Raw genomic sequence first — 26,157 nt, 5'->3', positions numbered from 1 at the left:
GGCTCCCTGCTGGAAAAATCGGCGCAAGCCGCAATTATTTTGGTTCAGTACCGAACCATTTTTTATAGATGGTGTTGTAAGTGCCGTTGTCGCGCAGAGTTTTCAGGGCGCCGTTCACTTTTTCACGCAGGTCGTCGCTGCCTTTCGGGAACGCGATGCCATACTGCTGCGCTTCAATTGACTCGCCTACCGCTTTGAAGCGGCCTTTACCGGCGGTGTTGATAAAGTACAGGATGTTCGGCGTATCGTGCAGTACGGCGTCAGCACGGTTAGTGCCTAACTCCATGTACGCGTTGTCGATGTTAGGGAACTGGCGCAGGTCTTTCGATTTGATGTGCGCTTTGGCGTAATCCACCGAACCGGTGCCGCTCTTCACCGCCACCACTTTGCCGTTCAGATCGTCAATGCTCTTAACGTCTTTTTCATTCTCGCGCACCATCACCAGCAGGCCGCTTTTGTAGTAGCCGTCAGAGAACTCGATGGCTTTTTTACGTTCTTCGGTGATGGTGATACCCGCCAGCGCCAGGTCAATGTTTTTGGTTTGCAGCGCAGGAATGATGCCGCTGAAGTCCATTGGCTTGAAGGCGTAATCCAGTTTCAGTTCTTTCGCTATGGCATCCCACAGATCGATATCAAAACCGACGTATTTATCGCCTTGTTTGAACTCAAAGGGAACAAATGCGGTGTCGGTTGCGACGATCAGTTTTTTGTCTGCTGCGGTGGAGGAAAGCGAGAAGGCCAGCGCCAGCGCGGCCACGGAGACTTTAATCAATGACTTCATCATTTTTTTCCTTATTACCCCTCAGGCCTGGTGGCCCGATGTACGGCCTATCATATGAAAAAATTATGCCAACTTTTCATTTTGCTCGAAATCAGTAGTTTTAAGCACTTGCTGACACGATTTTGCGCAGAAGAAAAGTTTTGCACCTTATTGGTGCTTCATTTTGGTGCGTGGTGCTGTTGTGGTGCAGGCACAGTGTGCACCAAGGGCGGGGAGAGCGAAAGAAGGGATTAAGGAAATGTTAACAACGTCAAAAAAAGCACCACAATGTTACAGACGTAAAAAAAGGCGGGATAACCCGCCTTCGTTATAACACTGAAATTTATTCAATATTCGATTCGATAAACCACAGGAATTTATCCAGATCGCGCGATGCCGCAGTGAAGATGTCAGCGGTATCTTCATCGCTGACTTCAGTGATAGCTTTACGCGTGTCATTCGCCACAATCGCATAGCGATCGGCCAGCGCTTTCAGGTGATCCTGCACGCTATGAATGTTCAACGGATAGCTTTTCAGTGGTGTTTTATCGTTGACGATCTGAGTGGTACCCAGCGCCACGCCGCCTAACTGAACTACACGTTCAGCGATAGTGTCCTGATGATCGGTAATGGCGGTACGGAAACCATCCAGCATCTCATGTACGCCAATAAAGTTGGCGCCACGCATGTTCCAGTGCGCCTGCTTGGTGATCAGCGACAGGTCAATAAACTCCACTACCAGACGGTTGAGCACCTCGATGGTCGCTTTTTTATCGCTGTCAGCGACGTCATTACGGGTGTAAATCAGATCAGACGATTTAGTTTTAACCAGTTTTGCGGTACTCATCATTAATGTCCTCTTATTGATGGTTGTCCTAATCAAGCACGGAGATAAGTATAGCAGCAGTTTTTTAACTTGCAGGGTTGATTAAATCAATGACAGGAATAGATAAACCTTAATATTGCTCAGGGATTGTGCATCTTGATGATTATTTCAGTTAAAACAGATGCTTGTGAGGCATGTTAATTATTTATTAAACGTGTTGCAAAATAATAACGGAAAAATCTTAATACCGCGTTAAAAATGATAATGAGAATGCTTCTATATTTAGCCTGCCGCGCAGCAGGCTGAATTATTGAATATTTATTGCGGATGCGTAATGTCGACTTCGCTTATTTTTGCGCTTTTTTGTTTCATGGTGAGCGTTGAACCAGCCGAGGCGATGATGATCGCTAGCAGCGCAATCCACTGCTTCAGCGTCAATAGCTCGCCCAGGAATAACATGCCTGATAACGCCGCCATCGCCGGTTCCAGACTCATTAAGGTACCAAAAATGCGTGCTGGCAGTCGTGTCAGCGCCATCATCTCTAAAGAATAGGGAATGGCGCTGGAGAGCAGGGCGATAAGCAGTGCCAGCGGCAATACTTCCCAATGCCAGATGCCCGGCGCGGCAAAGGTCAGGCCGAGCGGCACAAAAATCACCGAGGCAATCAGCGAACCCATCGCCACCGTCGCCGGACCATGCTCCGCGCCGGCACGCTGTCCTGCAAGGATATACACCGCCCAGCAGGCACCCGCACCTACCGCCAGCAACGCACCGAGCGGATCGATATGACTCATCCCTTCCCCGATGGGCAACAGGAACCACAAACCCGCCACCGCCAGCAGCACCCAAAGAAAATCAAGCGGACGACGCGCGCCGATCAACGCCAAAGTTAGCGGACCCAAAAACTCCAATCCGACGGCAACGCCCAGCGGCACGGTGCGAATCGCTAAATAGAAGAGATAGTTCATGCAGCCCAGCGCTAAGCCGTACATCAGCAGCGGTTTGCGCTGCTCGCGCGTGAAGCGCAAACGCCAGGGTTTAAAGATAATGCAGAGAATCAGGGTGCCAAGACCAAGACGCAGCGCGGTAATGCCGGTGGCGCCAACGGTGGAAAACATCGATTTTGCCAGTGAAGCGCCGCCCTGTAGTGAGAGCATGGCAATCAGCAGCACAGCAATAGGGAACAACACCGGGGCCATATTTTTGGTCGTCAGAGGGGCAGACATCCTGTTATCCATTCCTTTTATTTATTAACAGCAGAGCAACAAGCGCTCAGTGTAATGGAATCTCAGGCAAATAAGGAGACGCGAATCGGGGAAATAAGACGCGCTGACAGGTCAGAATTTGGCCATTTTTAGTGCCATTTCCGTAAAGAAACGTCAGGTTAGTTTAGGAATTTACTTAAAGGCATTTTTTGTGATCGTTATTTATGTTGCAGGGATATGATGCTTTTTATAAGTAAAATGAATGACATAGGAAACTTCATTAACTTTCTGTTACACCAAACAATCTGTTAGACAACAAAATGCGGGCAGAGTTTCTTGCTGTTTTTTGTTATATTTAAAGCGTTGTCAGGAGAGAAGTATATTCACATTTGAGGTGGTTATGAAAAAAATTGCATGTCTTTCAGCATTGGCTTGTGTACTTGCAGTTTCTGCAGGTTCTGCCATGGCACAAAGCACCGTTACCGGTGGTTACGCTCAGAGCGATTATCAAGGCGTTGCTAACAAAGCAAACGGCTTCAACCTGAAATATCGTTACGAAGACGGTACTAACCCACTGGGTTGGATCGGTTCTTTCACCTATACCGAAAAAGATCGTACTGATGCTGGCGCTTATAACAAAGCTCAGTACTACGGCATCACCGGTGGTCCTGCTTACCGTCTGAACGACTGGGCGAGCATCTACGGTGTTGTTGGTGTGGGTTACGGTAAATACCAGCAGAACGACAATTCAGTACGTTCTAAGTCTGATTCAAGCGACTACGGTTTCTCTTACGGTGCGGGCATGCAGTTTAACCCAATCGAAAACATCGCTGTTGACGTGGGTTACGAGCAGAGCCGTATCCGCAACGTTGACGTTGGCACCTGGATTGCTGGCGTAGGTTACAGCTTCTAAGTTCTTGCTTAGACCAGTTGCACAATAAACGGTCCTTCGGGACCGTTTTTTTATGGGCGCGATTAACGATTTACCTGCCGCCAGAAACACAAAGCCCGCTACATGAGCGGGCTTTATTGGAATTTGTATGCGTCGGGAACGTTAGCCGCGCCAGATCAGTTTTGGGCACGGACGTTCAACCAACTGTTTGCCGGTGAGCTTTTCAATCAGCATCAAGCGCAGCGCAAACGGCGAGCGAGTCAACAGGCACAGCAGCGATTTCAGCTCAAAAGCCGGTTTGCTCTGTTCAGCCTGGAAACATTTGCCACAGTCGAGGCAGTTTTTCATGGTAGTCATGTTCACCTCCCGAGTGAATGACGACATTTCTTTGTAGCCTTTATAAGCTATTCGCTTACATTATCAACAAAGATAGCACTGGCTATACTCTTTAGCCAACACTATTTAGGAAAAATTTGTGCTTATTTGTGCCTGGTTTACAATGGGCGCAGCCAGCCCGCACCGCAGGTAAAGTGCGGCAGATAATAAAGAGGAAGTTAGATGAGTCGTCGTGCAAAAATCGCCACCAACATGCCCCAGGGCCCGCTAAAAGAGATAGAGGAGCATGTCGAAGGATTTCGTCAGGTGCGCGAGGCGCATCGTCGTGAGCTGATCGATGACTACGTTGAATTAATCTCTGATTTGATTCGTGAATTTGGCGAAGCGCGTCAGGTGGATATGGCTGCACGTTTGGGCGTTTCCCAGCCGACCGTGGCGAAAATGTTAAAGCGTCTTGGCACCACCGGTTTGGTTGAGCAAGTGCCGTATCGCGGTGTATTCCTCACCGCCGAAGGCGAGAAGCTGGCTGAAGCGAGCCGCGTCCGCCATCATATTGTTGAAACTTTCCTGTTGGCGCTGGGCGTTAGCCCGGAAACCGCGCGCCGTGATTCAGAAGGCCTGGAGCATCACGTCAGTGATGAAACTCTGGCCGTGTTCCAGAAATTCTACGAGAATCGCTAACTACAAGGCCTTCCGCCATCATGCCCAATCTGCTTCGTTCTTTTATGCGCGACCGTATTTTGCATTTGTTGTTGCTGTTGGGTGTGATCATGTTGCCGCTGGCGAATTTCCGCTGGTCGCAACTGCCTTCCGCTGTGGACTGGCATACCATCATGACGCTCACCGGCTTACTGATGCTGACCAAAGGGCTGGAAAACAGCGGCTATTTTGATGTGCTCGGCGCACGTCTGATTCAGCGTTTCCAGCATGAACGCGCATTGGCGTTATTCATGGTGTGCGCCGCCGCGTTGCTCTCAACTTTTCTCACCAACGATGTTGCGCTGTTTATTCTGGTGCCGCTCACGCTGACGCTGCGTAAATTCTCGCGGCTGCCCATTTCGCGCCTGATCATTTTCGAAGCGTTGGCAGTGAACGCGGGTTCCTTACTGACGCCGGTTGGTAACCCGCAAAACATTCTGCTGTGGAGTCACGGCACGCTTAGCGTGCCCGGTTTCATTGCGCAGATGGCGCCGCTGGCGGCATTTTTACTGCTTTCGCTGATGGCGTTAACCTGGTGGAGTTTCCCGGCGCGCGCGATTCAAAAGCATGAGCAGAGTGAAACTCAGGCGTGGCGCAAACCGTTGTTCACGATTAGCGTGCTGCTGTATATCGTATTTATCGTCGCGCTCGAGCTGAAAATGACCGGCTGGGCGCTGCTGCTGGTGGCGGCCTGTTTCCTGATCATGGCGCGCAGCGTGTTGATCAGCATCGACTGGAGTTTGCTGCTGGTGTTCGTGGCGATGTTTATCGATGTCTTCCTGTTGATGCATTTGTCCTGGCTGCAGCCGCACTTTGCCGCTATCGGTCAGCTAGGCGAGGGCGGAATCTATTTGCTGGCGATTGGCTTGTCGCAATTCATTAGTAACGTTCCCGCCACCATACTGCTTTTGCAGAAAGTGCCACCGTCGGAGGTGCTGGCATGGGCGGTGAATATCGGCGGATTTGGCTTATTGCCGGGTTCGCTCGCCAACCTGATTGCCTTGCGGATGGCGCAGGACGCGCGCGTTTGGTGGCGTTTCCACTTGTTTTCCATCCCGATGCTGGCCTGGTCGATGTTAGGCGGATGGCTGCTGTTACACCTCATGCGTTAGCACCGTGCCAATGTCGGCTTGTGTAAAGTTGCATTGGCATTTGTCAATTTCCCATCTAAGGTTATGTTGACCGTTTTTGCCCGGGAATCGGGACAACTGCCTACGATGAAAAATTATGGAAAACCAGAATCAACCGTCTGAACGCGATCAGCAGGATCCGCAAAAAACCGCCAATACCCATCAAGATAACAACGAACCAGAACGTAAACGTCCCGGAAAGAAACCTCTGATTTTTCTCGCCATTGTGGTGGTGATTATGATCGTGGTGGGATTATGGTTTTGGCTCACCACGCGCAATATCGAAAGCACAGATGATGCCTTTACCGAAGGCAATGCGGTGACCATCGCGCCGAAAGCGGCCGGATATGTGGTCAAGCTGCTGGTGCGCGATAACCAGCGCGTGAAGCAGGGCGATTTGCTGGTGGAGATCGATGCGCGCGACAGTGAAGCGCAGCGCGATCAGGCTAAAGCCCAGCTTGGTCTGGCCCAGGCGCAGCTGCATCAGGCGCAGGCGCAGTTAGCCTTGTCCCGCGTGCAGTATCCGGCACAGCGCGATCAAGCTCTCGCCGATCAGGCCAAAGCGCAGGCCAATTTGCTTAACGCCCAGGCCGATTATCGTCGCCAGCGCGGTGTTGATCCGCGTGCCACTTCACAGCGCAATATTGATACTGCCGCCGCGCAATTGCGTTCGGCTGAAGCGCAACTGCAAAGCGCTAAGGCGCAGGTTGAAGTGGCTTCTCAGGTGAAGCTGCAAATCCGCCAGCAGGAAACCAATGTGGAAGCGCGTGAGCAGCAGGTTGAGCAGGCGCAGGCGCAGCTCAACACCGCCGAATTGAATCTCTCTTATACCCAGGTTCGCGCACCTTACGATGGCTTTGTCACCAAGCGTAACGTGCAACTCGGCACGCTGGTTCAGGCTGGCAGCGCGCTGTTCTCGCTGGTTTCGCCTGAAATCTGGATTAACGCCAATTTCAAAGAGTCGCAGCTGGCGCGCATGAAGCCGGGTAATAAAGTGGAAATCAGTGTCGATGCCTGGCCGGATATGAAGCTGGAAGGGCATGTTGATAGCGTGCAGATGGGATCAGGTTCCCGTTTCTCCACCTTCCCGGCGGAAAACGCCACCGGCAACTACGTGAAAATCGTGCAGCGCGTGCCGGTGAAAATCGTTATCGATAAAGGATTGGATCCCAATCATCCGCTGCCGCTGGGCTTGTCGGTTGAGCCGAAGGTCACAGTGGAATGAGTGCGAGCGAAAGCTGGCGTCCGGCCAGCAATCCGTGGCTGGTCGCCATTACGGTGACGCTGGCGGTGTTTATGGAGATCCTCGACACCACCATCGTCAACGTCGCGCTGCCACACATTGCCGGTTCGCTCTCCTCCAGCTACGACGAATCGACCTGGGTTTTAACCTCTTATCTGGTGGCGAACGGCATCGTGTTGCCCATTTCGGCGTTCTTCAGCCGCCTGTTTGGCCGCAAGCAGTTCTTCCTGATTTGCATCGTGATGTTCACCATCTGCTCCTTCCTGTGCGGCATCGCGACGGAGCTGTGGCAGATCATTCTGTTCCGCATCCTGCAGGGCTTTTTTGGCGGCGGATTGCAGCCGGTACAGCAATCGGTGCTGCTCGATTACTTCAAAGCGGAAGATCGCGGCAAAGCCTTTGGTCTATCGTCGATTGCGATTATCGTCGCGCCGGTGATTGGTCCGACGCTGGGCGGCTGGATCACCGACAACTACAGCTGGCGCTGGGTGTTCTTCATTAATATTCCAGTCGGTATTTTGACGGTAATGGCAATTTACCAGCTGCTGGAAGATCCGCCGTGGGAGCGCAAGTGGGATAAAGGCCGCCTGAAGATCGACTACATTGGCATCAGCCTGATCACGCTGGGACTTGGCTGTTTGCAGGTGTTCCTCGATCGTGGCGAAGATGAAGATTGGTTTGCCTCGCACTTCATTCGCCTGTTCGCCATGCTGGCGGTGATCGGCATTATCGGCGCCATTTATTGGCTGCTGTATGCACGCAAACCGGTGGTCGATCTTAGCGTAATGAAGGATCGTAACTTCTGGGTGGCGGGCTTGCTGATGGCGGGCATGGCGATGATTTTGTACGGCAGTTCGGTGGTACTTCCCCAACTGGCGCAGCAGGATCTCGGTTACACCGCAACCTGGTCGGGGCTGGTGCTGTCGCCCGGCGCAATATTGATTGTGCTGACGATACCCATCGTGCTGAAGCTGATGCCGATTGTGCAAACGCGCTACATTATCGCATTCGGCTTCACCTGCCTTGCCAGCGCCTTCTTCTATTCCACCCGGCTTACGCCCAACGTTGATTTCACCACGCTGGTGTTAATGCGCAGCGCGCAGTCGATTGGCCTTGGCTTCCTGTTTGTGCCGCTGACCACCATTGCGTTCATCACCGTGCCGCAGCGATTAAACGCCGATGCGTCGGCGCTGTTCACCATGTTCCGTAACGTCGCGGGTTCGATCGGAATTTCGCTGTCGACGGCGGGCATTACCGAACGCATGCAGACGCGATCGGCCAACATGGTGCACAACATGTCGCCGCTCAATGAGCCTTACAATCTCACGCTGCAGCATTGGGCTGATTCGATCCGTAATTTCACCACCGCAGTGGGCGATCCGCTGGTGCTGGCGAGCGGGCAGCTCTACCAGGAGATGATCGCGCAGGCCCGTATTCTGGCGTACATCGACGTATTTACGGGCCTGAGTATCGTGGCGTTGCTATTGATTCCATTTTGTTGGTTGCTTTCGCCGATCAAGAGCGAAGGCAGTGCAGGAGCACATTAAAATGAGTAAGTTTTCGCGCTCTACGCCGTCACTGACGTTGCTGGCGCTGTCACTGTTGCTGGCCGGATGCGCCGTAGGACCTGATTATCAGCCGCCGCAGGCGCACACGCCGGGCGGTTACCATGATTTGCCTTCACAGCAAGCGTCTAAGCCGCTGGCGGCAGCGACCAATCCGCTGTGGTGGAAAAGCTTTAACGATCCGCAGCTTGATAGCCTGATTGAGCGCGCTATTGCCGGCAACTTAACGCTGCAACAATCGGTGCTGCGTATTGCCGGGGCGCGTGAGCAGCTGGCGCAGGCGCGCGGTGGGTTATTCCCTTCGCTTAACGGCTCGGCAAAAGTGACCCGTCAGCAGCTCGGTTTAAAAGGCTTGCTGAAATCCAACGGCGTTTATGACCAGGTTGATAGCGATGTCGCCAGCCAGCTCAACGGTTTAGACCATTCTGTCACCCTGTATCAGGGCAGCTTTGACGCCAGCTGGGAGCTGGATCTATGGGGCAAAGTACGCCGCCAGATGGAAGCCGCGGATGCGCAGCAGCAGGCGGCCATTGAGCAACGCAACGATGCGCTGGTCTCGCTGGAAGCCGAAGTGGCGCGCGCCTATCTGCAATTGCGCGGTTCGCAGGCGGTGCTGGCGACCTTGCAGCAGCAAATTGAGGTCGCGCAGCAAACCTGGGAACTGACAAAGAGCCAGCAGCAAAACGGCTTAGCGCCGACCACGGATGTGGAAAATGCCCGCGCGCAATTAGCCTCGCTGAATGCGCAGCTGCCGCAATATCAGGCGCAGCAGTTGCAGGCAATGAACGGTTTGGCGGTGCTACTGGGTAAAACACCGGGCGCGCTGGATAACGAACTGATGAGCAAAAAACCGCTGCCTGATTTGCCGAAATTGGTGCCGGTGGGCATTCCGTCGACGCTGGCGCGGCGACGTCCGGATATTCGCCAGGCTGAAGCCACACTGCATGCGCAGACCGCGAATATTGGCGTATCCGTTGCCGAGCTGTTCCCCAGCTTGTCGCTCACCGGGCAACTGGGTGTGCGAAATACCGATGCCAGCTATCTGGATGACTGGAGCAGCCACTTCTTTAGCGTTGGTCCGTCGCTGTCGATTCCAATTTTTCAGGGCGGCCGTTTAGTGTCCAGCGTAAAACTGGCGCGCGCGCAGCAAGCCAGCGCGGCGCTCGATTATCGGCAAACGGTATTAACTGCGCTGCAGGATGTGGAGAACGCGTTGGTCAGTTATCGCGCCGATCAGCAGCAGGTTATAGCGCTGGATGAAACCACCGGCGCACTGCAACGTGCATTTGATTTGGCCAGCGACAGTTATCGTCAGGGTATTTCCACCTTCCTCGATGTATTAGATGCGCAGCGACAACTGGCGCAAGCTAAAGCGCAATCGACGCAGGCGCGGATGCAAAGTGCACTTGATTTAGTGGCGTTATATAAAGCGCTGGGCGGTGGCTGGGAACCTTATCAAAACGTCAATTTGCCAGACTATTCTGTGTTTGGTCCCGCAACGGAAGTGCATTAATTTCCCTTAGCAGCCGGTTAAACACCGGCTTTTTTTATCGGCACGATATGAAAAAATGAGATTCTTCTCTCATCCCGGGCAATATAATAATCCGTGATGAAAACGGGTTTTACGTTACACCATTAATCCTTGCTTACCATTATGCTCACTAATGCTGCAGCGCGTAATAGCCGCTAAATGATTGTTTATTACCTGGGAATATTGCTTTGAAATCGATTCCAGTTGCTACATATGGAACACATTACGGTTGTTAATTCAGGGTTAATTAAAGCGGTTATCCGCGTTTTAAACCCTAACGTAAGAAATATGTAAGCAACTTCAGATTAATCCGGGCAATAAAATTAATTTATTTTTTTATTTGAATTAGGTAATCTTGCCACTACAGTTTATTTAACCCCCTTAAGCAAGGACATTGTGATGAGTGACGCATTTAAAGTTCTGAACAACATTCGCACATTACGTGCGCAGGCTCGTGAACTGCCATTGAGCGATCTGGAAGAAATTCTGGAAAAATTAACGGTTGTCGTGACTGAACGTCGTGACGAAGTAAACGCTGAAGAAGCGCAGAACCGCGAAAAAGAAGAGAAGCTGTCTAAATATCGCGAAATGCTGCTGGCTGATGGTATTGACCCGAACGAATTACTGGGCGCTCTGGAAGTTGGTAAAAAACGCGCTAAGCGTGCACCACGCCCGGCAAAATATTCCTACACCGACGAAAACGGTGAAGTAAAATCTTGGACCGGTCAGGGCCGTACACCAGCAGCGATTAAAAAAGCGCTGGATTCAGGTAAAAGCCTCGACACTTTCCTGATCAAATAATCCGCACAATCCTTGTAAGTGGGAGCCGGGGGCAAATGCCCCCGGCTTTTTTGTTGTTTTTATTTCTTTATGAGCAACAACACCTTTAGCCCAACGTAACGTCTGCCTCTGGCGCAGAGGTGGCGTCCGGGTGCCCGCTTCTGGCATAATGCCCGCTGTTTTTTCCTCCACTGCGTAACAAAGGTCAATGCCGTGTTAGTTTCCAGCAATATCACCATGCAGTTCGGCAGTAAGCCGCTGTTCGAAAATATCTCCGTTAAATTTGGCGGCGGTAATCGTTACGGTTTAATCGGTGCGAACGGCAGCGGTAAATCTACCTTTATGAAAATACTGGGCGGCGATTTGGCGCCAACGGGTGGAAATGTTTCCCTCGACCCAAATGAGCGTATCGGTAAGTTACGTCAGGACCAATTTGCCTTCGAGCAATATAGTGTGCTGGACACCGTGATCATGGGCCACAATGAATTGTGGGCAGTGAAGCAAGAGCGTGACAGTATATATGCATTGCCAGAAATGAGCGAAGAGGAAGGCTATAAAGTGGCCGACCTTGAAGTCGAATACGGCGAGATGGACGGTTACAGTTCAGAATCACGTGCCGGTGAATTATTACTGGGCGTTGGCATTCCTGTGGAGCAGCATTACGGTCCGATGAGCGAAATTGCGCCGGGCTGGAAATTGCGTGTCCTTTTAGCGCAGGCATTATTTGCCAATCCTGATATTTTGTTGCTCGATGAACCGACTAACAACCTGGATATCGATACCATTCGTTGGTTGGAGCAAGTGCTCAACGAACGTAACAGCACCATGATCATCATTTCGCATGACCGTCACTTCCTGAATATGGTGTGCACGCACATGGCGGATCTGGATTACGGTGAACTGCGCGTTTATCCGGGTAATTATGACGAATATATGACCGCGGCTACCCAGTCACGCGAACGTTTATTATCGGATAACGCCAAGAAGAAAGCGCAAATTGCCGATCTGCAATCGTTTGTTAGCCGTTTTAGCGCCAACGCCTCTAAATCGCGTCAGGCGACTTCGCGTGCCAAACAGATTGATAAAATTAAGCTGGAAGAAGTTAAAGCCTCCAGCCGTCAAAACCCGTTTATCCGTTTTGATCAGGATAAGAAGCTGTTCCGTAATGCGCTGGAAGTTGAAGCGCTGACCAAAGGTTTTGATAACGGTCCGCTGTTTAATAAACTCAACCTGATGTTAGAAGTCGGCGAGAAATTGGCGATTCTCGGTGCCAACGGTATCGGTAAAACTACGTTGCTGAAAACGCTGGTCGGTGAACATACGCCGGATAGCGGCACAGTGAAATGGTCTGAGAATGCGCGCATTGGTTATTACGGCCAGGATCACGCGGAAGACTTCGCTGACGATCTGACGGTATTCGACTGGATGAGCCAGTGGAAGCAGGAAGGCGATGACGAACAGGCGGTGCGCAGTATTCTTGGTCGTCTGCTGTTTGGTCACGACGAGATCAACAAGCCCGCTAAGGTGCTGTCCGGTGGTGAGAAGGGTCGCATGCTATTTGGCAAGCTGATGATGCAAAAGCCAAACATCCTGATCATGGATGAACCGACTAACCACCTGGATATGGAATCGATCGAGTCGCTCAACATGGCGCTGGAGATGTACGAAGGCACCCTGATTTTCGTCTCGCACGACCGTGAGTTTGTTAGCTCGCTGGCTACCCGCGTGATGGAGATGAAAGCCGATCGTATTATCGACTTCACCGGTAACTATGAAGATTACCTGCGCAGCCAGGGTATTGTTTAATTGTGAAAAACCAGGTGCGCATGAATGCGCACCCTACGAAAACCCGCGACTTACATCTGTAAGGTCGTCATTCATGGCGACCTTGTTCACCACACACTTCACAATGCGCATCCTGCGCCACCTTCATGCTGCGGAACTCCGCGCTCATCGCGTCGTACATCAATAAGCGTGCGCTAGCAGGTTGACCGAACGCCGTCAGCACTTTTAAGGTTTCCATCGCCTGCATTGCACCAACTACGCCAACCAGCGGCGCCATCACGCCGGCTTCTACGCAACTTAATACCTGATCGCCAAACAAACGGCTGATGCAACGATAACACGGCTCGCCGGGCTGCCAGGTAAATACGCTGAGCTGGCCTTCCATGCGAATCGCTGCGCCGGAAATCAGCGGCACCTTGTGCTGAAAACATAGGCGGTTGATCTGTTCGCGGGTATCGACGTTATCGGTGCAATCCACCACCGCATCATGGCGCGCAATTAACGTGCTGAGCTGCGCGTCATCCAGCTGCGCATCAATCGGCTCCAACTGGCAATGCGGATTAATCTCTGCCAACTGCTGCTGCGCCGAGGCGACTTTCGCTACGCCAATTTTCGCATCACTGTGCAGGATCTGGCGCTGGAGATTACTGAGGCTAACGCTATCGAAATCGAGCAACGTGAGATGTCCCACACCCGCCGAGGCCAGATAGGGCGCCGCCGCACAGCCGAGTCCGCCGAGGCCGATCACCAACACCTGTGCCGCCTTTAGCTTCTCCTGGCCATCAAAATCAAAACCGCGCAGGACAATCTGACGGTTATAGCGCAGCATCTCTTCATCGCTCAACTCAACGCTCATTAGCCCTCCAGCAGGCTATTAAAGGCTTCGATCTCCACCCATTCGCCCGGTTCCACATCGCCGCGCTCGCGCTCCAGCACCACAAAGCAGTTGGCCAGCGCGAACGAGCTGAACACATGCGAACCTTGCGCACCAGTGCTGCGCACTTCCAGCACGCCATCGTCACCGCGGCTGAAAATCGCACGCTGGAAGTCGAGACGACCCGGCGATTTCTTCAAACGTTGCGTAGCACGCGCGCGTTGGCGTAGCGGCATGATGCGCGTGGTTTGGCCGGTTAAGGTGGCCAGCAGCGGCTGGACCAATTGATAGAAGGTTACCGCCGCAGAAACCGGATTGCCCGGTAAACCGCAGAACCAGCTGTTGGCCAGGCGACCAAAAGCAAAGGGTTTGCCCGGTTTGATCGCCAGTTTCCAGAAGGTGATAGCGCCGAGCTCTTCCAGTATCGCACGGGTGAAATCGGCTTCGCCAACCGACACGCCGCCGGTGCTGATCACCACATCGGCCTGGCGATCGGCTTCGGTAAAGGCGGTACGCAGCGCCGCCTGATCGTCGGCAATCACGCCGAGATCGATCACTTCGCAGCCCAGCTTGTTAAGCATTAACGCCACGGTAAAGCGGTTGGTATCGTAAATCTGACCTTCCGCCAGCGGCTGGCCGACCGCCTGCAGTTCATCGCCGGTGGAGAAGATTGCCACGCGCAGTTTGCGCAGCACGCTGACTTCAGCAATCCCCAGCGACGCCAGCAGCGGCAGTTCGGCCGCACCAAGGCGCACTCCGGCGTCCAGCACCTGTTTGCCCGCCTGAATGTCTTCACCGATGCGACGAATATTTTGCGCAGTCTGCACCGGCGCGGTAATGACAATGCCGCCGTCGCGCTGCTCCGTTTGCTCCTGCATCACCACGGCGTCACAACCGGCGGGAATCGGCGCGCCGGTCATGATGCGGATCACGCTGCCCGCGGGCCACGCACCGTTAAACGGCGCACCGGCGAAGGCTTTACCGGCCACCGGGAACACGCGATCGGGTGCGATGTCGGCCAGACGCAGCGCGTAACCATCCATCGCCGAGTTATCAAACGAGGGGACATCGAGCGGCGAGTTAATCGGCCTGGCGGTGATGCGTCCGGCGGCCTCAAACAGCGAGACGTTGATCGAATCGCTAATCGGCGTCAGTTGTTGCAGCATCTTTTGCTGCGCGTCTTCGAGGGAGATTAATCCTGCGGTAAAAGGTTCCATGTCCATCTCTGTCTGGTTAATTTCAGATGCGGTCTATTATGGGTAATGCGTGGCCGTTAAGCGAGAGTGCACTTTACTCAATCACTGCACATTCCGTAGCGGCGCAATTTATTGCGCGATAAATCGCGCCGCTACGGAATGTGCGAATGGTAAAAATGGTTTTCCTGTTTTACAGGTGCGCATCCGCTAAGCACATCACAACCAAAAAAGCATAATCCACAATAAAAGGTTATGACCGCGCAGGCAGTTTCTGCTTTACAAGATGAGGGTGCCTTTCTATAGTCGAAAATTGCCAAAAAAAGATGAAAACCATTCTAAATCAGTGTTTTTGGTTCTGATTCCTTAACAGGGTACCGGTTATGGCTAAAGCAGTTATCGCAATTCACGGCGGTGCAGGCGCGATTACGCGTGCGGCAATGAGCGCCGAAAAAGAGCAGCACTATCGTCAGCAACTCACCGCAATCGTTACCGCAGGCCAGCAAATTCTTGCGGCGGGCGGCAGCGCGTTAGATGCCGTTACCGAAGCCGTACGCCTGCTGGAAGAGTGTCCGCTGTTTAACGCGGGCAAGGGCGCGGTGTTCACCCATCAGGGCACGCATGAACTCGATGCCAGCATTATGGATGGTCGCACGCTGGACGTCGGCGCGGTCGCGGGCGTCAGCCACATCCGCAATCCGATTCTGGCGGCGCGTAAGGTGCTGGAGAACAGCCCGCACGTGCTGTTTATCGGTGCGGGCGCAGAAGCTTTCGCCGCTGAGCAAGGTTTAGCGCCGGTCGACGCCGATTTCTTCTCCACGCCGGAGCGCTGGGAGCAGCTGCAGCGCGCGCTGCACAGCCAGCAGATGGTGCTGGATCACGACGGCGAAGCAAACAGTCACAGCGACGATCCGCTGGACCCGGATCGCAAATTCGGCACCGTCGGTGCGGTCGCGCTCGATCTTCAGGGTAATCTGGCGGCCGCCACCTCAACCGGCGGCATGACCAACAAACAGGCCGGTCGTGTGGGCGATTCGCCTTTAGTCGGCGCAGGCTGCTACGCCAGCAACGACACCGTAGCGGTCTCCTGTACCGGTACCGGCGAAGTGTTTATCCGCACGCTCGCCGCTTACGACGTGGCGGCGCAGATGCATTACGCCGGACGCTCGCTGCAACAGGCCACCGCCAACGTCATTCATGACAAAGTGCAGGAGCTGGAAGGCAGCGGCGGGCTGATTGCCATTGACGCCGCAGGCAATGTGGCGCTGCCGTTTAACAGCGAAGGCATGTATCGCGGATTCGCCTATGTGAATGGCGATGTTGAGGTAGCGATTTACCGCGACAGCTAAGGAGCAGGCATGACGGACCAACAGCTGCAGTTTGCGCCGGAGCAGGTTCTGGCGGTGCGCGATCTTAACGTGCGCTTTGAGCATGAAGGGCGCATTACCGAAGCGGTACGCAACCTGTCGCTTGACCTGCATCGCGGTGAAACCCTGGCGCTGGTGGGCGAATCGGGCTCGGGTAAATCCGTCACCTCGCTGGCGCTGATGCGCTTGATTCAGCAGGCCGGCGGCGAAGTGAGCGGAGATATCCAGCTGCGGCGTCGCAATGGCGAGGTGCTGGATGTGATGCGCGCATCGAACGGTCAGATGCGCAAAGTGCGCGGCGCCGATATGGCGATGATCTTTCAGGAACCGATGACCTCGCTCAACCCGGTGTTCACCGTCGGCGAGCAGATTGCGGAATCCATCCGTCTGCATCAGGGCAAAAGTCACCAACAGGCGCTGGCGGAAGCGCGGCGCATGCTCGATCTGGTGCGCATTCCCGAAGCGCAAAATGTGTTATCACGCTATCCGCATCAACTCTCAGGCGGCATGCGCCAGCGCGTGATGATTGCCATGGCGCTGTCGTGTAAACCGGCGCTGCTGATTGCCGACGAACCCACCACCGCACTCGACGTCACTATTCAGGCGCAAATTCTGCAGTTGATCCGCGTGCTGCAAAAAGAGATGCAGATGGGGGTGATTTTCATCACCCATGATATGGGCGTGGTGGCGGAGATGGCCGATCGCGTGCAGGTGATGTATCGCGGCGATGTGGTAGAGCGCGCGTCGGTGCAGCAGCTGTTTGCCGACCCGCAGCAGCCCTATACCCGCGCGTTGCTGGCGGCGGTGCCCAAACTGGGGGCGATGCATGGCCAGCCGCTACCGGCTAAATTTCCCTTATTGCATAGCAACGGACGTGAAGAACAGGCCGCGCCGCAGGACACGGTGCGTCACGATCGACCGCCGATTTTGCAGGTGCGCGATTTAGTCACGCGCTTTGATATTCGCGGCGGCTTGCTCAATCGCGTTAAACGCCGCGTGCACGCGGTCGAGAAAGTCAGTTTCGATCTCCATGCCGGTGAAACGCTGGCGCTGGTGGGGGAATCCGGCTGCGGAAAATCCACTACCGGGCGTTCGCTGCTGCGGCTGGTAGCCAGCCAGGGCGGCACCATTACTTTTGACGGCCAACGCATCGATGCGCTGCAGGGCAATGCGCTGGCGTCGCTGCGTCGCGATATCCAGTTTATCTTCCAGGATCCTTACGCTTCGCTCGATCCGCGTTTGACCGTGGGTTTTTCGATCATGGAACCGCTGCTGGTGCACAAAACGCTGGGTCGTCGTCAGGCAGAGAAGCGCGTTGCCTGGCTGCTGGAGCGCGTCGGCCTGCTGCCGGAACATGCGCAGCGCTATCCGCACGAATTTTCCGGCGGCCAGCGCCAGCGCATCTGCATTGCGCGCGCGCTGGCGCTCAATCCCAAAGTGGTGATCGCCGATGAATCGGTGTCGGCGCTGGATGTGTCGATTCAGGCGCAAATCATCAACCTGATGCTCGATTTGCAGCGTGAATTTGGTATCGCTTTCTTATTTATCTCACACGATATGGCGGTGGTGGAACGCATCAGCCATCGCGTGGCGGTGATGTATCTCGGACAAATTGTGGAGATGGGGCCGCGTCAGGCGGTATTTGAGCAGCCGCGCCATCCCTACACCAAAAAACTGATGGCCGCGGTGCCGGTGGCCGATCCGGCCCATCGGCATCGTGAGCGGGCGCTGATGGTGGATGAGATCCCCAGCCCGATTCGCCCGCTGGGCGATGAGCCAGAAGTGGCGCCTTTACTGGAAGTGGCACCGGGCCATTTTGTCGCCCGGCACGCAATTAGCGGCGCCTGAGCAGCAAACAACCGCACATCTTTGGATGTCGCGCATGACAGGGATTACAGGAGAACGATAACGATGCACCATATTATGCGAAAAGGGGTTATCACTGCCGGTTTGTTGAGTTCGGCGCTGGCGCTGCCCGCGTGGGCGGCGAAGGATGCGGTGATTGCGGTGGCCTCGACCTTTACCACGCTCGATCCGTACGACGCTAACGATACGCTGTCGCAGGCGGTGGCGAAGTCCTTCTATCAGGGCTTGTTCGGCTTCGATAAAGACATGAAGCTGACCAACGTGCTGGCGGAAAGTTATCAGGCGAGCAGCGACGGCCTGACCTACACCATTAAGCTGCGCGCCGGCGTGAAATTCCAGGATGGCACTGACTTTAATGCCGAAGCGGTGAAGGTGAACCTCGATCGCGCCAGCAATCCGGATAACCATCTCAAACGCTATAACCTGTTCAAATATATCGCCACCACCGAAGTGGTCGATCCGAGCACAGTGAAAATCACCCTGAAGCAGCCGTTCTCGGCCTTCATTAATAATCTCGCGCATCCGGCGGCGGTGATGATTTCCCCGACCGCGCTGAAGAAATATGGCAAAGAGATCGGCTTCCATCCGGTAGGAACCGGCCCGTTTGCCTTTGATACCTGGAACCAGACCGACTTCGTGAAAGTGAAGAAGTGGGACGGCTACTGGAAAAAAGGCTATCCGAAGCTGGATAGCATTACCTGGCGTCCGGTGGTGGATAACAACACCCGCGCGGCGATGCTGCAAACTGGCGAAGCGAGCTTTGCTTTCCCGGTGCCGTTCGAGCAGGCCAAACTGCTGGAAGGCAACAGCAAGCTCGATGTGGTCACCACGCCGTCAATCATGCAGCGCTACATCAGCCTCAACGTGACGCAAAAGCCGTTTGATAATCCGAAAGTGCGTGAAGCGCTGGAGTACGCCATCAACCGTCAGGCACTGGCAAAAGTCGCCTTTGCCGGTTACGCCACGCCAGCCACCGGCATCGTGCCGCCGAGCATCGACTTTGCGCAGAGCTATCCGGCAATCAAATATGATCCGGCCAAAGCGCGCGAACTGCTGAAAGAAGCGGGCTTCCCGAACGGTTTCGAAACCACGTTGTGGTCTTCGCACAACCACAGCACCGCGCAGAAAGTGCTGCAGTTCACCCAGCAGCAGCTGGCACAGGTGGGCGTGAAGGTGAAAGTGACGGCGATGGATGCCGGTCAGCGTGCCGCTGAAGTAGAGAGCAAAGGGCAGAAAGAGAGCGGTGTGCGCATGTTCTACACCGGCTGGTCCGCCTCGACCGGTGAAGCCGACTGGGCGCTGACGCCGCTGTTCGCCACCACTTCATGGCCGCCAGCAATCTTCAACACCGCGTTCTACAGCAATCCGCAGGTGGATAAAGATCTCGCCGATGCGCTGAAAACCACCGATCGCGATCAGAAAGCTAAGCTGTACAAAGACGCGCAGGATCGCATCTGGAACGATCATCCGTGGATCCCGCTGGTGGTGGAACAACTGCTGTCAGCCAACAATAAAAACCTCAGCGGTTTTTATGTCATGCCCGATACCTCATTCAATTTTGATGAGGCCGATCTGAAGTAACAGACGCGGCCAGCCTTAGCGGGCTGGCCGATGCTGCGCAGGACTTCGCATGCTCAACTATTTTCTCAAACGATTACTGGGACTGATTCCCACGCTGCTGATTGTGGCGGTGCTGGTGTTCCTGTTCGTCCATTTGCTGCCAGGCGATCCGGCGCGCCTGATTGCCGGCCCGGAAGCGGATGCCTCGGTGGTGGCGCTGGTGCGTCAGGATCTCGGCCTCGATCAGCCGCTGCTCAAGCAGTTCTGGCACTTTATGATCAATGCGGTGCAGGGCGATTTCGGCCATTCGCTGGTCTCGAAACGTCCGGTGATTGACGAAATTGCCGCGCGCTTTTTCCCGACGCTGTGGCTGACACTCAGCAGCATGGTGTGGGCGGTGATATTCGGTATGGCGATTGGCATCACCTCGGCGGTGTGGCGCAATCGCTGGCCGGATCGCATCGGCATGACACTGGCGGTGTCGGGCATCTCGTTCCCGGCGTTTGCGCTCGGCATGCTGCTGATGCAGGTGTTTTCTGTCGAGCTCGGCTGGTTGCCGACCGTTGGCGCGGATAGCTGGAAACACTACATTTTGCCATCGATCACCTTGGGTGCAGCGGTGGCGGCGGTGATGGCACGCTTCACCCGCGCGTCGTTTGTGGAGGTGATGCAGGAAGATTACATGCGCACCGCGCGCGCCAAAGGGGTGCGCGAATCGCTGGTGGTGGTGAAACACGGCCTGCGCAACGCGATGATTCCGGTGGTCACCATGATGGGCCTGCAGTTTGGTTTCCTGCTCGGCGGCTCGATTGTGGTGGAAGTGGTGTTCAACTGGCCAGGCTTAGGCCGCTTGCTGGTGGATTCGGTCGAGATGCGCGATTACCCGGTGATTCAGGCTGAAGTGCTGCTGTTCTCGCTGGAGTTCATCCTGATTAACCTGATTGTCGATGTGCTGTACGCGGCAATCAATCCGGCAATTCGCTACAAGTAAGGAGTTGCAATTGAAGAACTGGCGACGAGCCGCGGCATTGAAAACCCTGCCGACTATCACGGAAAACCGGGTACGCACGCCGTGGCGCGAATTCTGGCGACGCTTTCGCCGTCAGCATGTGGCGCTGCTGGCCGGACTGTTTGTGCTGCTGCTGATCGTGGTGGCGTTTATCGCGCCGCTGATTGCGCCGTTTGATGCGGAAAACTATTTCGATTACGACCGGCTAAACGAAGGGCCGTCGCTGATGCACTGGTTTGGCGTTGACTCGTTGGGGCGCGATATCTTCAGCCGTGTGCTGGTGGGCACGCGTATCTCGCTGATCGCCGGTTTCTTCTCGGTGGCGATCGGCGCTCTGATCGGCACCGTTTTAGGTCTGCTGGCGGGCTATTACGAAGGCTGGTGGGATCGCATCACCATGCGTATCTGCGATGTGCTGTTCGCTTTCCCCGGCATTCTGCTGGCGATTGCGGTGGTGGCGATTATGGGCAGCGGCATGAGCAACGTGATTGTCGCGGTGGCGATCTTCAGCATTCCGGCGTTTGCCCGTTTGGTGCGCGGCAATACGCTGGTGCTGAAACATCAAACCTATATTGAGTCGGCACGCAGTATTGGCGCGTCGGACTGGACCATAATTATGCGTCACATCCTGCCCGGCACGGTGTCGTCGATTGTGGTCTATTTCACCATGCGTATCGGTACCTCGATTATCACGGCGGCGAGTTTGTCCTTTCTCGGCCTCGGCGCGCAGCCGCCCACGCCGGAGTGGGGCGCGATGCTCAATGAAGCGCGCGCCGATATGGTAATTGCGCCGCATGTCGCCATCTTCCCGAGCCTGGCGATTTTCCTCACCGTGCTGGCGTTTAACCTGCTGGGTGATGGTTTGCGTGATGCGCTGGATCCGAAATTGAAGACCTGATGGTGAGTCCGGTCGCCATTTATGGCGACCTCTTCAATAACCGCACCACTCCGGTCTTAGAACGTTTCCCAATTGTCATTACTGTGCGCGGCGGCAGGCTGCGCGCGGGCTGGTGTTATCACCGGTTTTACCACTTTCGCCACCTGCGCAGCGGCCTGGCGCGTGCCAGTTTTGAAGCGGGCCACCGCAGAAGAGAGGCTGCTGGCCTGCTGCTCCAGCGACGCTGAGGCGTTAGCCGATTCCTGCACCAGCGTGGCGTTCTGCTGCGTGACGCGATCCATCTCGTTCACCGCCTGACCAATCTGGTCGATGCCGCGGCTCTGCTCATCGGACGCTGAAGCAATCTCGCCCATGATATCGGTGACGCGGGTAACAGCGCTGACGATTTCCTGCATGGTTTCACCGGCGCTGCTCACCTGCTGCGAACCGGTGTTGACACGCTGCACGGAATTCTCAATCAGCAGTTTGATCTCTTTCGCCGCCTGAGCGCTGCGCTGTGCCAGATTGCGCACTTCACCCGCTACCACGGCAAAACCGCGTCCTTGTTCACCGGCGCGCGCCGCTTCAACTGCCGCGTTGAGCGCGAGGATGTTGGTCTGGAAGGCGATGCCATCAATCACGCTGGTGATATCGGCGATTTTCTTCGAGCTGTCGGCGATATCGCGCATGGTTTTCACCACACCATCCACCACGTTGCCGCCTTTATCGGCGGTTTCCGAGGCGGTTTTCGCCAGCTGCGTGGCCTGACGCGCGTTATCGGCGTTCTGTTTCACCGTGGCGGTCAGCTGTTCCATACTGGCGGCGGTCTCTTCCAGCGATGCCGCTTGCTGCTCGGTGCGTGAAGAGAGATCGTTATTGCCGGTGGCAATCTCGCTGGCGCTACCAAAAATCGCATCCGCACTATCACGCACATTGTTGATGGTGCTGAGCAGCGACTGCTGCATATGGTTGAGGCTGGCGGCAATCGATGCCATTTCACTGCGGCCTTCCACCTGCAAACGGGCGGAGAGATCGCCGTCGGCGAAGCGCTCCATCTGCTGCTGCACCTGCTTCATCGGTGCCAGCAGGATGCGACGCACCAGAATCCACACCGCAACCAGCAACAGCACCACAACTATCGCCATCACGGCGACCAACACCAGCATGTGCTGATAGTTATTATCATATTCCGCATTGCGCTCGGCCAGCAGCTGCACGTTGTGCTCGCGCCATTGCTTGTACGCGACTTCCAGATCGTCCTGAGCCTGCTGGGCGTCAAGGTTGCCATAGGCGGCGTAATCATTGGCTTTCAGGAACGCTGCCGACTGTTTCAGTAATTCTGCGAAGGCAGCAAATTTAGCGTCGACTACACTGGCTGAATCAGCGCTTTGTCCGGCAATGCGCGGCATGCTCTGGTATAGGTCATAATGTTGCTTTGCTTCATCCAGTGACGCACCCGCGCTGATCAGCAGTTTGTTGATGGCGGCGACGGACGCTTCATCCGTTTGTTTTTTCAGGATACGAATGGCGACGCGGTTAATGATTACGCGCGTTTTCACCAGCGTTTGCCAACCGTCGGCCAGCTCACGCTGCTGATGTGACAGCTGATTACTGGTGGTGAAATTATGCTTTCCGGTAATCAGTGATGATAAAAACAGCGAGCCGGAAATCGCCTGCATCGCGGTGAAAACCACCAATATCATCATGATGGCTGTCACAATTTTCATTCGTTTAAACATAGGTGCGTCTCTGAGGAAGTAGGCTAATACCCAGGTTATCGGTATAAAAGCAAATCGCTTAAGTGCCAGCAGGAAATAATTACGTCACGGGACGATGAGAGGCGGGAAAAACAGATGAAAGCGTTTAACTACGAGCAGGATTTCAAGCACATCAATTTTCGCCAGCAGCCTGAGCTGTATCAGGTGGGGCGCGGCGAGCAGGGCGTGCTGATGGTCGAACCCTATAAAAGTGAGATTCTGCCGCACTGGCGTTTTCGCACCGTCGAGCTGGCAAAAGAATCTTCACAGCAGATTATGCAGCTATTTGAGGCATATCGCGCGCAGGACGATTTTGTCGGTATGGACATGGCGCGCAAATATATTCAGATGGGTTATACGCGTGCACGCCGCTACAGTAATCATCAGGGCGGGCGTAAATATGACGAGGCGGGCAACGAACTGCCGCGTACCACAGAAAAAGAGAAGGCCGCTGCGGCGGCCGTTTTCAAAGCGTGCTGGGATAAACTGCGCGCGGATACAGACTATCTGGCGCGCAAGCGTGCGCACCAGCAGAAGTATGGTTAAACGCGCGTGCCCCACAGATCGTATTCATCGGCGTGTTCCACTTTAACGCGGACCACGTCGCCGACTTTCACCTGACGATCGCCGTTCAGATAAACCGCGCCATCGATTTCCGGGGCGTCAGCCATGCTGCGTCCCACCGCACCTTCTTCGTCCACTTCATCAATCAGCACCAGCACTTCGCGGCCGATTTTCTCCTGCAGCCGTTCGCTGGAGATCTTCTGCTGCAGCTGCATGAAGCGATCAAAACGATCCTGCTTCACGTCGTCCGGTACCTGATCCGGCAGCTGGTTAGCAGTTGCGCCATCTACCGGGCTGTACTGGAAGCAGCCAACGCGATCGAGGCGCGCTTCCCGCAGGAAGTCGAGCAGCATCTGGAAATCTTCTTCGGTTTCACCGGGGAAACCGACGATAAAGGTTGAACGCAGCGTCAGCTCCGGACAGATTTCACGCCAGCGCTTAATGCGCTCCAGCGTACGCTCTACCGCGCCGGGACGCTTCATCAGCTTGAGGATGCGCGGGCTGGCGTGCTGCAGCGGAATATCGAGGTACGGCAGAATCTTGCCTTCGGCCATCAGCGGGATCACATCATCCACATGCGGATAAGGATAAACATAGTGCAGACGCACCCACACGCCGAGTTTGGCTAACTGCTCGCACAGGCTCACCATGCTGGTTTTCACCGGCGATCCGTTCCAGAAACCGGTGCGATGTTTAACATCCACGCCGTAAGCGGAGGTGTCTTGTGAGATTACCAGCAGCTCTTTCACGCCCGCTTCAACCAGACGTTTAGCTTCGTCGAGCACCGAACCGATTGGGCGGCTATCAAGATCGCCACGCATTGATGGAATGATGCAGAAGGTGCAGCGATGGTTGCAGCCTTCGGAAATTTTCAGGTAGGCGTAATGGCGCGGCGTCAGTTTGACACCTTGCTCTGGCACTAAACTCAGGAACGGATTGTGTTCTGGTTTCGGCACATAAGTGTGCACATGCGACAGCACCTGCTCGTAGCTGTGCGGGCCAGTGATCTCCAGCACTTTCGGATGCACTTCGCGGATCTGATCCACTTTGGCACCGAGGCAACCGGTGACGATCACTTTGCCGTTTTCATTCAGCGCTTCACCAATCGCTTCCAGAGATTCCTGTACGGCGCTGTCAATAAATCCACAGGTGTTAACGATGACGATCTCCGCATCATCGTAGCGTGGCACCACGTCATAGCCTTCAGTACGCAGCTCCGTCAGGATGCGTTCAGAGTCGACGAGGTTTTTCGGACAGCCGAGGGAGACGAACCCCACGCGCGGTGGATTTTTGACATGGCTCATAAGGATAAAAATTCATCATAATTAGTGTGGATAGGGGGGCGATTGTACAGAGGTTGCCGGGGAAAATGTATAGGCTGTGTAAGAATCTCCTTATGGGGTAACTAATGCATGATGATTGTGCTTAACTCTGTTGGCGGTGCGGCTCACTCGCTGGCGCAATGGCCCTCTGTGGCGATCCGAGTTGTGTAAGCTGGCGCCTTTTGCTTAAATGTTGGGTCGGTGAAGGTAAGTTGTTATCTTCACTGAAAATTTCAAATCGCACTGATAGTGAATCCTCACTGCCAGGGCAGAAGTGGATAATGTGAGAGCAGACATATGCAAGAGATCGTCAAAGGTTTTCTGAATTTTCAACAGAATGTGTTCCCTGAAAGGAAGGATCTTTTCAAAAGTTTGGCATCCAACCAAAATCCTAAAGCCCTGTTTATCTCCTGCTCAGACAGCCGTCTGGTGCCAGAGCTGGTGACGCAGTCGGAGCCGGGTCAGCTGTTCGTGATCCGAAACGCCGGTAATATCGTGCCACCGTTTGGTCCAGAGCCGGGCGGCGTGTCCGCAACCATTGAGTACGCGGTTGTCGCTTTGGGCGTGACCGAAATTATTATTTGTGGTCACTCTAACTGCGGTGCCATGAACGCCATTGCTTCCAATGCCGATCTCGAAACCATGCCCGCGGTCGATCACTGGTTGCACTACGCCAACGCGGCGAAAGCGGTGGTGGAAGAGCGTAACTACGATTCCGTTGAGAAGCGTCTCAACGAAATGGTGAAAGAGAACGTGATTGCGCAGCTGAACAATATCAAAACACACCCTTCCGTAGCGGTAGCGCTGCGTAAAGGCAAAATTCGCCTGCATGGATGGGTTTATGATATTGAGAGTGGCGGAATCATTGCCCTGACCAAAGGCGGTGAATCCTTTATTTCGCTGTCGGAAAACCCGGAAACCTGCTTCGAGTAATTCCGCCTAACCACCTGCATTGCAGGTGGTTATCCTCGCATTTCGTTAATATTTCCCGCCACGTTTTTGACGACCTCCTACA

General features: G+C 54.6%; 23 protein-coding genes. 15 read left to right on the top strand and 8 right to left on the bottom strand.

The annotated features are described in order from the left end of the window. Window positions 1–34: 34 nt before the first annotated feature. The 3 genes from glnH to rhtA form a co-directional block, all read right to left on the bottom strand. The gene (gene glnH / locus MWH02_RS04950; RefSeq protein WP_036647919.1) at window positions 35–781 is read right to left on the bottom strand and encodes a glutamine ABC transporter substrate-binding protein GlnH; all 747 of its coding nucleotides are present in this window, start codon (window positions 779–781) and stop codon (window positions 35–37) included. 322 nt (window positions 782–1,103) lie between these two features. After that, the gene (gene dps, locus MWH02_RS04945; protein ID WP_036620516.1) at window positions 1,104–1,607 is read right to left on the bottom strand and encodes a DNA starvation/stationary phase protection protein Dps; all 504 of its coding nucleotides are present in this window, start codon (window positions 1,605–1,607) and stop codon (window positions 1,104–1,106) included. Between the two features lie 297 nt (window positions 1,608–1,904). Then, the gene (gene rhtA / locus MWH02_RS04940; RefSeq protein WP_101761015.1) at window positions 1,905–2,813 is read right to left on the bottom strand and encodes a threonine/homoserine exporter RhtA; all 909 of its coding nucleotides are present in this window, start codon (window positions 2,811–2,813) and stop codon (window positions 1,905–1,907) included. A gap of 379 nt (window positions 2,814–3,192) precedes the next feature. Between rhtA and ompX the strand changes: the two genes are divergently transcribed. Then, a complete protein-coding gene (gene ompX, locus MWH02_RS04935; protein WP_101761014.1) occupies window positions 3,193–3,705 on the top strand; it encodes an outer membrane protein OmpX in 513 nt (170 codons plus the stop codon). A gap of 141 nt (window positions 3,706–3,846) precedes the next feature. On the opposite strand, the gene MWH02_RS04930 is transcribed toward ompX, so the two are convergent. Beyond that, on the bottom strand, window positions 3,847–4,041 hold the full coding sequence (locus MWH02_RS04930) for a hypothetical protein (protein ID WP_101761013.1): 195 nt from the start codon (window positions 4,039–4,041) through the stop codon (window positions 3,847–3,849). Window positions 4,042–4,242: 201 nt separating this feature from the next. On the opposite strand from MWH02_RS04930, the gene mntR reads away from it, so the two are divergent. The 7 genes from mntR (at window position 4,243) to MWH02_RS04895 (ending at window position 12,774) form a co-directional block, all read left to right on the top strand. Further along, complete coding sequence (gene mntR, locus MWH02_RS04925) at window positions 4,243–4,701, top strand: manganese-binding transcriptional regulator MntR (protein WP_101761012.1); 459 nt, start codon at window positions 4,243–4,245, stop codon at window positions 4,699–4,701. A gap of 20 nt (window positions 4,702–4,721) precedes the next feature. After that, window positions 4,722–5,831 (top strand): SLC13 family permease, encoded by a 1,110-nt coding sequence (locus tag MWH02_RS04920; RefSeq protein WP_137385455.1) that lies wholly within the window; start codon window positions 4,722–4,724, stop codon window positions 5,829–5,831. Between the two features lie 115 nt (window positions 5,832–5,946). Further along, window positions 5,947–7,074, top strand: a complete 1,128-nt coding sequence (locus MWH02_RS04915) for an HlyD family secretion protein (RefSeq protein ID WP_176970930.1) — start codon at window positions 5,947–5,949, stop codon at window positions 7,072–7,074. Continuing rightward, complete coding sequence (locus MWH02_RS04910) at window positions 7,071–8,639, top strand: DHA2 family efflux MFS transporter permease subunit (RefSeq protein ID WP_101761009.1); 1,569 nt, start codon at window positions 7,071–7,073, stop codon at window positions 8,637–8,639. Before MWH02_RS04915 ends, MWH02_RS04910 begins: the two co-directional genes overlap by 4 nt. A 1-nt stretch (window position 8,640) precedes the next feature. Then, entirely contained in the window at window positions 8,641–10,170 is a 1,530-nt protein-coding gene (locus tag MWH02_RS04905; RefSeq protein WP_192236556.1) for an efflux transporter outer membrane subunit, read from the top strand. Between the two features lie 417 nt (window positions 10,171–10,587). Next, window positions 10,588–10,989, top strand: a complete 402-nt coding sequence (locus tag MWH02_RS04900; protein ID WP_101761007.1) for an H-NS family histone-like protein — start codon at window positions 10,588–10,590, stop codon at window positions 10,987–10,989. 192 nt (window positions 10,990–11,181) lie between these two features. Next, a complete protein-coding gene (locus MWH02_RS04895) occupies window positions 11,182–12,774 on the top strand; it encodes an ABC-F family ATPase (RefSeq protein WP_271459998.1) in 1,593 nt (530 codons plus the stop codon). A gap of 67 nt (window positions 12,775–12,841) precedes the next feature. On the opposite strand, the gene moeB is transcribed toward MWH02_RS04895, so the two are convergent. Beyond that, window positions 12,842–13,609, bottom strand: coding sequence for a molybdopterin-synthase adenylyltransferase MoeB (gene moeB / locus MWH02_RS04890; protein ID WP_271459997.1), 768 nt, complete (start codon window positions 13,607–13,609; stop codon window positions 12,842–12,844). Further along, window positions 13,609–14,844 carry a molybdopterin molybdotransferase MoeA gene (gene moeA, locus MWH02_RS04885; RefSeq protein ID WP_271459996.1) on the bottom strand — a complete coding sequence of 412 codons (1,236 nt, stop codon included), beginning with the start codon at window positions 14,842–14,844 and terminating at the stop codon, window positions 13,609–13,611. The genes moeB and moeA overlap by 1 nt, the downstream gene beginning before the upstream one ends. Window positions 14,845–15,203: 359 nt before the next feature. On the opposite strand from moeA, the gene MWH02_RS04880 reads away from it, so the two are divergent. The 5 genes from MWH02_RS04880 to gsiD all read left to right on the top strand — a co-directional run bounded on the left by MWH02_RS04880 (window position 15,204) and on the right by gsiD (window position 21,520). Further along, window positions 15,204–16,169, top strand: a complete 966-nt coding sequence (locus MWH02_RS04880) for an isoaspartyl peptidase/L-asparaginase family protein (protein ID WP_101761004.1) — start codon at window positions 15,204–15,206, stop codon at window positions 16,167–16,169. A 9-nt stretch (window positions 16,170–16,178) separates the two neighbouring features. Then, window positions 16,179–18,035 (top strand): glutathione ABC transporter ATP-binding protein GsiA, encoded by a 1,857-nt coding sequence (gene gsiA / locus MWH02_RS04875; RefSeq protein ID WP_271459995.1) that lies wholly within the window; start codon window positions 16,179–16,181, stop codon window positions 18,033–18,035. Between the two features lie 63 nt (window positions 18,036–18,098). Beyond that, complete coding sequence (gene gsiB / locus MWH02_RS04870; RefSeq protein ID WP_192413917.1) at window positions 18,099–19,634, top strand: glutathione ABC transporter substrate-binding protein GsiB; 1,536 nt, start codon at window positions 18,099–18,101, stop codon at window positions 19,632–19,634. 49 nt (window positions 19,635–19,683) lie between these two features. Continuing rightward, on the top strand, window positions 19,684–20,604 hold the full coding sequence (gene gsiC, locus MWH02_RS04865; protein WP_217547126.1) for a glutathione ABC transporter permease GsiC: 921 nt from the start codon (window positions 19,684–19,686) through the stop codon (window positions 20,602–20,604). A 10-nt stretch (window positions 20,605–20,614) separates the two neighbouring features. Continuing rightward, complete coding sequence (gene gsiD / locus MWH02_RS04860) at window positions 20,615–21,520, top strand: glutathione ABC transporter permease GsiD (protein ID WP_101761001.1); 906 nt, start codon at window positions 20,615–20,617, stop codon at window positions 21,518–21,520. 56 nt (window positions 21,521–21,576) lie between these two features. Here gsiD and MWH02_RS04855 read toward each other — a convergent pair whose 3' ends face one another. Then, the gene (locus MWH02_RS04855; protein WP_271459994.1) at window positions 21,577–23,238 is read right to left on the bottom strand and encodes a methyl-accepting chemotaxis protein; all 1,662 of its coding nucleotides are present in this window, start codon (window positions 23,236–23,238) and stop codon (window positions 21,577–21,579) included. Window positions 23,239–23,352: 114 nt separating this feature from the next. Between MWH02_RS04855 and MWH02_RS04850 the strand changes: the two genes are divergently transcribed. Then, a complete protein-coding gene (locus tag MWH02_RS04850; RefSeq protein WP_101760999.1) occupies window positions 23,353–23,802 on the top strand; it encodes a DUF4385 domain-containing protein in 450 nt (149 codons plus the stop codon). Here the strand turns inward: MWH02_RS04850 and rimO are convergent. After that, window positions 23,799–25,124 carry a 30S ribosomal protein S12 methylthiotransferase RimO gene (rimO, locus tag MWH02_RS04845; RefSeq protein ID WP_110865820.1) on the bottom strand — a complete coding sequence of 442 codons (1,326 nt, stop codon included), beginning with the start codon at window positions 25,122–25,124 and terminating at the stop codon, window positions 23,799–23,801. The two genes, MWH02_RS04850 and rimO, sit on opposite strands and share 4 nt — an antisense overlap. 315 nt (window positions 25,125–25,439) lie before the next feature. On the opposite strand from rimO, the gene MWH02_RS04840 reads away from it, so the two are divergent. Continuing rightward, complete coding sequence (locus tag MWH02_RS04840; RefSeq protein ID WP_101760997.1) at window positions 25,440–26,075, top strand: carbonic anhydrase; 636 nt, start codon at window positions 25,440–25,442, stop codon at window positions 26,073–26,075. Window positions 26,076–26,157 lie beyond the last annotated feature (82 nt).

The sequence above is a fragment of the Pantoea leporis genome (assembly GCF_028048155.1).
GTDB lineage: Bacteria > Pseudomonadota > Gammaproteobacteria > Enterobacterales > Enterobacteriaceae > Pantoea > Pantoea leporis.
The sequence above is the reverse complement of the archived record's forward strand: the minus strand, read 5'-3'. Positions and strand labels throughout refer to the sequence as shown.

Excerpts from the sequence above, each read along its gene's own strand:
- glnH (WP_036647919.1), bottom strand. The coding sequence starts at position 781 with ATGAAGTCATTGATTAAAGTCTCCGTGGCCGCGCTGGCGCTGGCCTTC.
- dps (WP_036620516.1), bottom strand. The coding sequence starts at position 1,607 with ATGAGTACCGCAAAACTGGTTAAAACTAAATCGTCTGATCTGATTTAC.
- rhtA (WP_101761015.1), bottom strand. The coding sequence starts at position 2,813 with ATGTCTGCCCCTCTGACGACCAAAAATATGGCCCCGGTGTTGTTCCCT.
- ompX (WP_101761014.1), top strand. The coding sequence starts at position 3,193 with ATGAAAAAAATTGCATGTCTTTCAGCATTGGCTTGTGTACTTGCAGTT.
- MWH02_RS04930 (WP_101761013.1), bottom strand. The coding sequence starts at position 4,041 with ATGACTACCATGAAAAACTGCCTCGACTGTGGCAAATGTTTCCAGGCT.
- mntR (WP_101761012.1), top strand. The coding sequence starts at position 4,243 with ATGAGTCGTCGTGCAAAAATCGCCACCAACATGCCCCAGGGCCCGCTA.
- MWH02_RS04920 (WP_137385455.1), top strand. The coding sequence starts at position 4,722 with ATGCCCAATCTGCTTCGTTCTTTTATGCGCGACCGTATTTTGCATTTG.
- MWH02_RS04915 (WP_176970930.1), top strand. The coding sequence starts at position 5,947 with ATGGAAAACCAGAATCAACCGTCTGAACGCGATCAGCAGGATCCGCAA.
- MWH02_RS04910 (WP_101761009.1), top strand. The coding sequence starts at position 7,071 with ATGAGTGCGAGCGAAAGCTGGCGTCCGGCCAGCAATCCGTGGCTGGTC.
- MWH02_RS04905 (WP_192236556.1), top strand. The coding sequence starts at position 8,641 with ATGAGTAAGTTTTCGCGCTCTACGCCGTCACTGACGTTGCTGGCGCTG.
- MWH02_RS04900 (WP_101761007.1), top strand. The coding sequence starts at position 10,588 with ATGAGTGACGCATTTAAAGTTCTGAACAACATTCGCACATTACGTGCG.
- moeB (WP_271459997.1), bottom strand. The coding sequence starts at position 13,609 with ATGAGCGTTGAGTTGAGCGATGAAGAGATGCTGCGCTATAACCGTCAG.
- moeA (WP_271459996.1), bottom strand. The coding sequence starts at position 14,844 with ATGGAACCTTTTACCGCAGGATTAATCTCCCTCGAAGACGCGCAGCAA.
- MWH02_RS04880 (WP_101761004.1), top strand. The coding sequence starts at position 15,204 with ATGGCTAAAGCAGTTATCGCAATTCACGGCGGTGCAGGCGCGATTACG.
- gsiA (WP_271459995.1), top strand. The coding sequence starts at position 16,179 with ATGACGGACCAACAGCTGCAGTTTGCGCCGGAGCAGGTTCTGGCGGTG.
- gsiB (WP_192413917.1), top strand. The coding sequence starts at position 18,099 with ATGCACCATATTATGCGAAAAGGGGTTATCACTGCCGGTTTGTTGAGT.
- gsiC (WP_217547126.1), top strand. The coding sequence starts at position 19,684 with ATGCTCAACTATTTTCTCAAACGATTACTGGGACTGATTCCCACGCTG.
- MWH02_RS04855 (WP_271459994.1), bottom strand. The coding sequence starts at position 23,238 with ATGTTTAAACGAATGAAAATTGTGACAGCCATCATGATGATATTGGTG.
- MWH02_RS04850 (WP_101760999.1), top strand. The coding sequence starts at position 23,353 with ATGAAAGCGTTTAACTACGAGCAGGATTTCAAGCACATCAATTTTCGC.
- rimO (WP_110865820.1), bottom strand. The coding sequence starts at position 25,124 with ATGAGCCATGTCAAAAATCCACCGCGCGTGGGGTTCGTCTCCCTCGGC.
- MWH02_RS04840 (WP_101760997.1), top strand. The coding sequence starts at position 25,440 with ATGCAAGAGATCGTCAAAGGTTTTCTGAATTTTCAACAGAATGTGTTC.